Origin of the sequence: Paraburkholderia sp. C35, from assembly GCF_003121405.1 — a bacterium.
Lineage (GTDB): Bacteria > Pseudomonadota > Gammaproteobacteria > Burkholderiales > Burkholderiaceae > Paraburkholderia.
On the sequence record NZ_QBUY01000183.1, the window covers coordinates 1 to 9,207 of the forward strand.

8 protein-coding genes are annotated in these 9,207 nt (G+C 62.5%); 2 read left to right on the plus strand and 6 right to left on the minus strand.

Translation table 11 applies throughout. From position 1 onward, the window contains the following. The first annotated feature begins 328 nt into the window (after positions 1-328). Positions 329-1,099: a response regulator gene (locus tag DK391_RS43015; protein WP_109484099.1), complete on the plus strand. Its 771-nt coding sequence runs from the start codon at positions 329-331 to the stop codon at positions 1,097-1,099. Here DK391_RS43015 and DK391_RS43020 read toward each other — a convergent pair. From DK391_RS43020 to DK391_RS43045, 6 genes are all read right to left on the minus strand, one after another. Then, positions 1,096-2,064, minus strand: coding sequence for a quinone oxidoreductase (locus tag DK391_RS43020; RefSeq protein ID WP_109484100.1), 969 nt, complete (start codon positions 2,062-2,064; stop codon positions 1,096-1,098). The genes DK391_RS43015 and DK391_RS43020 overlap by 4 nt on opposite strands. A gap of 16 nt (positions 2,065-2,080) precedes the next feature. After that, entirely contained in the window at positions 2,081-2,860 is a 780-nt protein-coding gene (locus tag DK391_RS43025) for an alpha/beta hydrolase (RefSeq protein ID WP_109484101.1), read from the minus strand. Positions 2,861-2,967: 107 nt separating this feature from the next. Beyond that, a complete protein-coding gene (locus DK391_RS43030) occupies positions 2,968-3,294 on the minus strand; it encodes a DUF4148 domain-containing protein (protein ID WP_109484102.1) in 327 nt (108 codons plus the stop codon). Positions 3,295-3,624: 330 nt separating this feature from the next. Next, on the minus strand, positions 3,625-5,397 hold the full coding sequence (locus DK391_RS43035) for a cytochrome c biogenesis protein DipZ (protein ID WP_109484103.1): 1,773 nt from the start codon (positions 5,395-5,397) through the stop codon (positions 3,625-3,627). 241 nt (positions 5,398-5,638) lie between these two features. Beyond that, complete coding sequence (locus tag DK391_RS43040; RefSeq protein WP_109484104.1) at positions 5,639-6,394, minus strand: response regulator; 756 nt, start codon at positions 6,392-6,394, stop codon at positions 5,639-5,641. A gap of 51 nt (positions 6,395-6,445) precedes the next feature. Continuing rightward, positions 6,446-7,486 (minus strand): alpha/beta hydrolase, encoded by a 1,041-nt coding sequence (locus DK391_RS43045; protein WP_109484105.1) that lies wholly within the window; start codon positions 7,484-7,486, stop codon positions 6,446-6,448. A gap of 442 nt (positions 7,487-7,928) precedes the next feature. Here DK391_RS43045 and DK391_RS43050 point away from each other — a divergent pair. After that, the coding region (locus tag DK391_RS43050; RefSeq protein WP_109484106.1) for an epoxide hydrolase at positions 7,929-9,207 on the plus strand (1,279 nt) is incomplete at its 3' end.

The following is a 9,207-nucleotide window of genomic DNA, read 5'->3' on the forward strand; positions in this document are numbered from 1 at the left end:
GTGTTAGCCCGCTTTCTTTTGCCTACTTTTCTTTGCGGCGGCAAAGAAAAGTAGGTGCCGCCCCGCACAGGGGCAACGCATGCAGCACAAACACCAAATCGCGGATGCCAGCACGCGCAAAACCAAAACCAAAACCAAAACCAAAACCAAAACCAAAACCAAAACCAAAACCAAAACTTCAACACCCCACCAGGTGTTGCCCACAGAGCAACAGACAGTGAACACAGTTGCTGTTGTGTCAACGATACGTTGCATGCCACCATGCGCGGCATACCAACCGGTACAAGCAGGGAGCACTACCGCTGCAGCCAAAGTCGTTGAACATGTCATGAAGAAGCTCGAACACGTGCTGATCGTCGATGACGATCGTGAGATCCGCGAACTCGTCGCCGGTTATCTGGAACGCAACCGCATGCGCGTTTCACACGCGGCCTGTGGTCGCGAGATGCGCGCGGCGCTCGAGCGCGATACGCCCGATCTGATCGTCCTGGATCTCAGGCTGCCCGATGCCGACGGCCTGTCGCTGTGCCGCGAACTGCGCGCGAGCGACTTTCACGCGATACCCGTCGTGATGCTGTCCGCGCGTCACGATGAAGCGGATCGTATCGTCGGCCTCGAAATGGGCGCGGACGATTACATGGCGAAACCGTTCGCGATCCGCGAGCTGCTGGCGCGCATTCGCGCCGTCCTGCGACGCACGAACATGCTGCCGCCCGGCATGCACATCGCGGAAGCGGCCACCGTGCTGCGCTTCGGCGACTGGCGGCTCGACACGGCGGCACGTCAGCTGCTCGATGCCGACGGCTCGGTCGTTGCGCTGAGCGGTGCGGAATACCGGCTGTTGCGCGTGTTCCTCGATCATCCGAATCGCGTGCTGACGCGCGACCAGTTGCTCAACCTCACGCAAGGGCGACACGCCGACCTGCTCGACCGGTCGATCGACCTGCTCGTGAGCCGCGTGCGTCAGCGGCTGCAGGACGGCGTGCGCGAAGGGCGCTACATCAAGACGCTGCGCAACGAAGGCTATCTTTTTTCGGCCACCGTCACCGTGATCGAAAGCGATGTGCTCGCCGCGCGGGTGTCCTCCTGTTTCGGCTAGGGGATCAGCAGCAGCTTGCCGACGGTACGGCGGCTTTCCATGTCGGCATGCGCTCGCGCTGCATCGGCGAGCGGATACACGCCGCCGATCTTCACATCGAGCACGCCTTCGACGATCCAGTCGAATAGCTGTTTCGCACGCGCGCGCAGCAGGGCCGGTGTGTGGATGTGATCGGTGAAGCTCGCATAGCCGATCTTGATGCTGTTCGGCAGGCTCAGGATGTCGAGCGGGCCGGCTGCGCCCAGCACCGGCCCGTACCAGCAGAACGTGCCCGAGCGCCGCAGCGACGCGAGCGAACCCTGGAAGGTCGCAGGGCCGGAACCGTCGTACACCACGTGCACGCCTTCGCCGTCGGTGAGGCGCATCACGTCGCTGGCAAACTGGCCGTCACGATCGACGATCACATGATCGGCGCCTGCTTGCCGCGCGGTCGCCACCTTGTCTTCGTGCGACACACGGCCGATCACCATGCCGCCGCGCAGCTTGATGATCTGCGTGAGCAGCAGCCCAAGTCCGCCCGCCGCCGCGTGCACCAGCGCGATGTCGCCCTGGCGCACGGGATAGAAGTCGGTGGCGAAGTGGCTGGCCGTGAGACCCTGCATCATCACAGCGGCGGCGGTGGTGTGATCGACGGCATCGGGGATGGGCACCAGCGAGGCTGCGGGCACTGCAAGGCGCTGCGCGTAGCTGCCGGGCACATACACCCACGCAACGCGCTGGCCCGGCCGGAACGCTGCGTTGCCGTCTCCTATGCACACCACGCGCCCCGCGCCTTCGACACCCAACGGCTTGGGATTCGCCACATTCGACCAGAGGCTGCCGCGCCGCACGCCGATGTCCATGAAGTTGACACCCGCTGCATCCACTTCGACGAGGACTTCGCCCGGTCCCGCAACGGGATCGCTGCGCTCGGCCAGCCGAAGCTGTTCCCAGCCGCCGGGCGCGTCCATCACGATCGTCTTCATGTCGTGCGATCCCGGCTCAGTGCGCGTTGCGTGCAGCGGCTAGGATCGCGTTGGCGACGGCCTCAGGCTGGCTCAGCATGGCGACATGGCTCGCATCGACGCGCGTCACCTTTGCATGAATCTGTGTGGCCATCTGTGTCTGCAGATGCGGGTCGATCATCTTGTCGCGAGCGGGGATCACGAAGTACGAAGGCTTGTCGTGCCATGCGGCCTGCGTGACCTTGTCGTTCAGGCAGCCGGAAAACCACGGCCCTTGCGTCGCAGCGACGATGCGCTGTTCGCCGGCAGGCAGATCGAGCGCGAAGTCGTCGCGCACGGCCTTGTCCGACAGCGTCAGATAACCGGCGGCGTCCTTCTGCAGTTCGTTGGCCCATGCGGGCGGCTTCATGCCTTGCGTGATGTCGCCGATCGACTGGTTGGCATCGGGCGCAAACGCGGCGACATAGACGAGCGATTTCACCTTGTCGTCATTGCCCGCCTGGCTGATGACCACGCCGCCCCACGAGTGGCCGACCAGCACGACAGGCCCTTTTTGCTGGTCGATCACGCGTTTCGTGGCGGCTACGTCGTCGGCAAGCGAGCTCAACGGATTCTGCACCGAGACCACATGCAGGCCGCGCGCTTCGAGCAACGGGATCACACGGTTCCAGCTCGAACCGTCGGCGAAAGCGCCGTGCACGAGCACGACATTGGTGCCCTTGAATTCGTCCTGTGTGGCGGCTTGCGCGTTCTGCAATGCGAAGAGGCCGCACAGCATCGTGGCGAACGCGAGAATGGTTCTGAAGCTTCTGGTCATTGTGTTGCCCCTGGGTGCCACGTTATCGATGAATGGTGTGTCGAGTTTCAGTGAGGCGCTCCGTTGCGGCGCCGCGCAGGCGTGCGCGCGCAACGGAGCCGCGCTGCTTACGAGTGCGCGTAGATCGGGCCGAGGCCGGGGATGTCCCGCTGCGGCGCGGGCGTTTGCGCGGTATCGCGGCGTGCGCCGGCATTCGATTGACCCGCTGCCACGCCGCCATACGACGCACCTTTTTCAGCCTCGATGCGCGACAGCGCGGCTTCGATGTTCTTCGGGTATTGCGTGTTGTCGCTGGCAGGGTTGTAGCCGGCCTGCTGCAACTCGACCAGTTCGGCGCGCACCTGGGCGCGGGTCAACGGCTGGTTCGACTGTGCGAACGACACGGCGGGAGCAGCGATCAAGGCGGCAACGAAGAGGGATTGAACGAGTTTCATGAGATTTCTCCGGTAAGTAAATAGACTGCGTTGATGTCATTCCGGGCGGACGTATCGCGGCTTGCGATGCATCGTTGTCCCGTCAGTCGCACTGTCATGAATCAACCTTGCGTGTCGTTATTTGAACCCGCTCACGTATCTGGCTTGTTTCCGCAGCGTGCCGGAATGTAAGCCAGTATTTCTCGAAGGGCGTCAGATACATTGCGCTACAAATCTCGCCACGCAATGCGGGTTGTCAGCGTCGCGGCGCAATGCAAAACGCCACTGCGCTTGAGAGCACAGTGGCGTTGGATGAAACCGATGAAAGGTGTATCTGCCGTATCGGTCGTATTAGCCGAACGTGAACGAGAAAGCCTGCACGCCCGGATCGAGAAACTCGATCGTGAAGGTCCGGTCGCGCACGGCATCCGTCTGTCGCACCAGTTGATACAGACGCGCACTCGTCACCACGCCGCTGCCATCGGCGGCGACGTCGGCGCCGTGCGCATCGCCGGGCGGCGCGCCGTCGATCGTCACGCGGAAGTGCACGGGCTTGCCGTCCACACCAGGGCCGAGCACGAGATGCAGGTCGCGTGCATGGAAGCGATAAGCGATCCGTCCGTGTGCATCGTCCAGCACGGCCGCTTCGCCGCCCACGATCCACTTGCCGCCGAGTGCCCAGCTATTGAGCGGCAATTTCGAAGGCACCGTGTACGCCGCGACGTTATCGGGTCGCAGATCTTCCGGCGATGCGAAACCGCGCGCCTGCTGATAGCCCACGTAGGTTTCGCCCGATCCGATGTCGGCGTTGTCGGCGGCGGCCTGCGCGCCCGCGCCCTGGATCGGCGGCATATCGCGTGTCTGCATCGCATGTCCCGACTCGGCCAGCAGTTGCTGGATCACCTTCTCGGCTTCCGCATAGCCGCCTTCGCCGAAATGGTGGTAACGGATGCGGCCTTGCGCATCGACGATATAGAACGCCGGCCAGTACTGGTTGCCGAACGCCTGCCAGATCCGGTAGTCGTTATCGATGGCGACGGGGTAGCGCACGCCGAGATCGCTCACCGCGCGCTTCACGTTCGACGGATCATGCTCGAAGGCAAACTCCGGCGTATGCACGCCGACCACCATGAGACCGTCGTTGTGGTATCGGTCCGACCATGTCTTCAGATACGGCAGCGTGCGCAGACAGTTGATGCATGAATACGTCCAGAAGTTGACGACCGTGACCTTGCCGCGCAAGGCGTCGCTGGTGAGCGGCGCCGAGTTGATCCAGCCTTGCGCGCCGTCGAGCGAGGGCAGACGGCCTTCGACCGGTAACGATGACGGCGACTTCAGGCTCACGCGTTCGATGTGCGGCTTTTGTATGCTCTGTACGCTGTCAGCGTTCTGCACATGACGGGTTCCAAGCAGACCGACCGGACGGCTTTCGACACCTGTCGTCGATGCCGCCGGTACATAAGCGAGAGCACGCGTGTCGAAGCCGAAACCGATAGCCGTCACACTCAACAGCACCAGTGCGCCCATCACGCGACGCACACGCTCGCCTACGCCGAGCGAATGCTTGAGGCGGTCGAGCGCCTGCTTGCCGAGACCGGACACCACGGCGAGCGAACTGGCTGCGCCGCACGCGTAAGCCGTCAATGCCGCCGCCGTCTTCCAGCTTGCGCCATGCAATGCCGCACCAGTGAGAATGAGGCCGAGAATCGGCCCGGCGCAGGGCGCCCACAACAAACCAGTCGCGATGCCGAGCAGCAGTGCCGAACCGATCTGGAAGCGCGTACCGCGTGTCTGCGAGAGCGTCGCCACGCGATTGCCGATGCCGAAGAACGGTCGCGACAGACGCGCCGACAATGCCGGAAACAGCAGTGATGCGCCGAACACGCCAAACAGCGCAAGCGACACCCAGCGCCCATAGTGGCTCAATTGTGCGGCGCCGTTCAGTCCCGCGATGCCAACGCCCGTGACGAGCGCGAATGTGAGCGCGAGCCCGATCAGCAGGGGCAGACGGCCTGTCGCAAACGGCTGGTCCGTGCGCGCAAAGACGAACGGCACGACGGGCAGGATACAAGGGCTGAGGATGGTGAGCACCCCGCCCAGAAAAGCGATGACGATGAGTAACATGAAATCGGTCTCCTGATTCCAAAGCGTTGATTCAATCCGTTTGCACGCGCTTGCCTTTGCGATGAACACGCGCGTGCCCTTGTGACGGATTAGAGTCCGCGCATGTATCCGGCGATTGTCTGGAAGACGGGGGTGCGTATCGGCATGTATCGGCGGGCGCGCCGGATACATGGCGATACAAAAGGAGGAAGCGAGCGCCGTCGCTATGAGTCGATGCTACGAAGGCTTGATGCCGGTCACTTCATGCGTGCTGCCATTCGCGCAACTCGTCGACAGCCTTGACCGCCGAGGAAAACACATAGCCTTCGTTGCGCAGTGTCTTGATGTAGCGCGGCACGCGCGCGACGTCGCCGAGCCGCTGACGCAGGCGGCTGACGAGCAGATCGATCGAGCGGTCGAACGGTTCGGCATTGCGACGTTGCGTCAGGTTGAGCAACTGGTCGCGCGTCAGCACGCGGTTCGGATGATCGAGGAACACGCGCAACAGGCGGTATTCCGCGCCGCTCAGTGTGACCGCGGCGTCGTCCGTGTCGAGCAGATGGCGCGCCGTGGTGTCGAGCCGCCAGTCGCCGAAGCTGAGCATCTCGGACGATTCGGCGATCAGCATGCCGGGCGGCAGCATGCGCGTGCGCCGCAGCACCGCGCGGATACGCGCGAGCAGTTCACGCACGGCGACAGGTTTGGCGAGATAGTCGTCCGCGCCCATCTCCAGACCGATGATGCGGTCCATTTCGTCGCAATGCTCGGTCAGCATCATGATGGGCACGGCGCGATGACGGCCCGCGCGCAGCCCGCGGCACAACGCGAGACCGTCTTCGCCGGGTAGCAGCACGTCGAGCAGGATCACGTCGGGCGTGTCGCGCTCGAGCACGGCATGCATCTCGCGTCCACTCGACGCGAGCGAGATCCGCATGCCGTTTTTCTCCAGATAGGTGGCGACGAACTCGCGCATGCCGCGGTCCTCGTCGACGATCAGAACGTGGTCGGGTTTGTCCATGATGTCAGGTCAGAAACGAGGGGCGCGTGTCGTGGTTGGGGGCATGCGGATTCAAAGGCGAACGACCTGCATGACGGCTGCAGCGAACGCCTGCGGCGCTTCCTGCGGGAGGTTGTGGCCGATGCCGCCGCTGACGTTGCGATGTTGATACTTGCCCGTGAACATCTTCGCGTACGCGGACGGGTCCGGATGCGGCGCACCGTTCGCGTCGCCTTCCATCGTGATGGTCGGCACGGCGATGGTGGGCAGGGCGGCGAGTTTCTGTTCGATCTCGTCGTATTGCGGCTCGCCCTGCACGAGGCCCAGACGCCAGCGGTAGTTGTGGATCACCACTGCTACGTGATCGGGGTTGTTGAACGAGGCTGCCGTGCGCTGAGAGGTGGCGTCGGCGAAATGCCACTTCGGCGACGCGAGTTGCCAGATCAGCCTGTTGAAGTCGTTGCGGTTGGCCGCGTAGCCCAGTTCGCCGCGCTCGGTGGCGAAGTAGAACTGATACCACCACGCGAATTCGGCTTTCGGCGGCAAGGGCTTGCGATTCGATGCCTGGCTGCCGATCAGATAGCCGCTCACCGAGACCAGCGCCTTGCAGCGCTCCGGCCACAGCGCGGCGATGATGCATGCCGTGCGCGCGCCCCAGTCGAAGGCGCCGAAGATGGCCTGATCGATTTTCAGCGCGTCCATCAGCGCGATGATGTCGACGGCGACCACGGCCTGCTGGCCGTTGCGCGGCGTTTCGTTGGCGAGGAAGCGCGTCGAGCCGTAGCCGCGCAGATACGGCACGATCACCCGATAACCCGCTGCCGCAAGGATCGGTGCGACATCGACGAACGCATAGATGTCGTACGGCCAGCCGTGCAGCAGGATCACGGGCTGGCCGTCTTTCGGGCCGGTATCCACATAGCCGATGTGCAGCGTGCCGGCGTCGATCTGCTCGATGGCATCGAACGAGGTGTGGTGCGCGCCTTTCTTCGCAGCGCGCGCCTTCGTGCCCTGTGCGTGCGCGAGGCCGCCGAGGCCGAGTTCGAGCAGCCCGAGGCCTGCTGCCGTCGTGCCGATCAGCCGGCGTCGGCGCAGATTCACCGTGTCTTGCATGTGCGTTCTCCTTTTTCAACCAGTTCTTTTTCTCAGAGTCGTTCAGGCTGCCTGCGCCGCTGACGCAATGCAAGACGGCTGATCGTCGCTTCAAATCATCGATGTGCAAAGATTAGTCTGCGGGTCGAATCTGTTCCATACAATCTGCAGCTACCCGGTTGATGCAAATGGATGGGCGACCGCATACGTTCGTATAGGTCGCATTCCGCGCCTGTTCATGCAGAGGGTAGTCTATTCCCGTGTACGTCATTAGCTTATTCCCGGCGATTCGAAGCATGCATGCTACGGACGGGTACATGGTGGACAAACGCGAGATACATTCGCCGTTTCTAATAGGTGGGACGCTTCGGGCAATCCGGCATTGCTCAGCCAGTTCGCTCACATCTTTGCGCAAGACGTCATGCATGAAGATGCCCACTCTTTGGAAACAGGATGACAACGCATGTCTTCAACTCCGTTCTCGCCGATGCGCCGCAACCTGCTGACAGCGGCAGCCGTAGCCGGTGCCTTCGCGCTCTTTCCCGAAGCGGTGTTTGCCGCGAATGGCGGGGATGCGATCCGGCCTTTTAAAGCGCATATTCCCGACAGTGCACTAGCCGATTTGCGTCAGCGTCTGGCGAGGACACGCTGGCCCGGCAAGGAGACAGTCCCTGACGATACACAGGGCGTGCAACTCGCGCGCATGCAGCAACTGGTTCAATACTGGGGCAGCGAATATGACTGGCGCAAGGGCGAAGCGAAGCTGAACGCGTTGCCGATGTTCATCACGGAGATCGACGGGCTCGACATCCAGTTCATTCATGTGCGCTCACGACACAAGAACGCGATGCCGATGGTCATGACGCATGGCTGGCCGGGATCGATTTTCGAGCTGATCAAGGCGATTGGCCCGCTGACGGACCCGACTGCCTATGGCGGCAGTGCCGACGACGCGTTCCATGTGGTGGTGCCGTCGCTGCCCGGCTTCGGCTTTTCGGGCAAGCCTACGCAGACGGGCTGGGGCTCGGATCACATCGCGCGAGCGTGGGGTGTGCTGATGGAGCGGCTGGGCTACACGCGCTTCGTGTCGCAAGGCGGCGATTGCGGGTCGGTGATTTCACATCGCATGGCGATGCAGCATGTGAAGGGTTTGATCGGCATTCATGTGAACATGCCGGCGACTGTGCCGCCTGATATTGCGCGTTCTCTTGCGCTAGATCTGCCTGCACCTGGTGGTTTGTCGCCAAAGGAGAAGGCCGCTTATGAGAAGCTAGCTGTGTTCTATCGGGACAACTGCGGCTATTCGGCGATGATGGTCACGCGGCCGCAGACGGTTGGCTATGCGCTTGCCGATTCGCCGGTGGGGCAGGCCGCGTGGATGTACGACAAGATATCGCAATGGACCTATAGCGGCGGGGTGCCCGAGCGTTCGCTGACGCGCGACGAGATTCTTGACGATATCTCGTTGTACTGGCTGACCGATAGTGCGACTTCTGCGGCGCAGATCTATTGGGAAGATCATTCGAACAACTTCAATGCAGTCGATATTTCGTTGCCTGCGGCGATTACTGTTTTTCCGGGTGAGATTTATCAGGCGCCTCGGAGTTGGGCTGAGCGTAGTTATCACGATCTCGTTTATTTTAACGAGGTGGATAAGGGTGGGCATTTTGCGGCGTGGGAAGAGCCGGTTTTGTTTGCAGAGGAAGTGCGGGCGGGGTTTAGGGCTGTCTCTTATACACCTA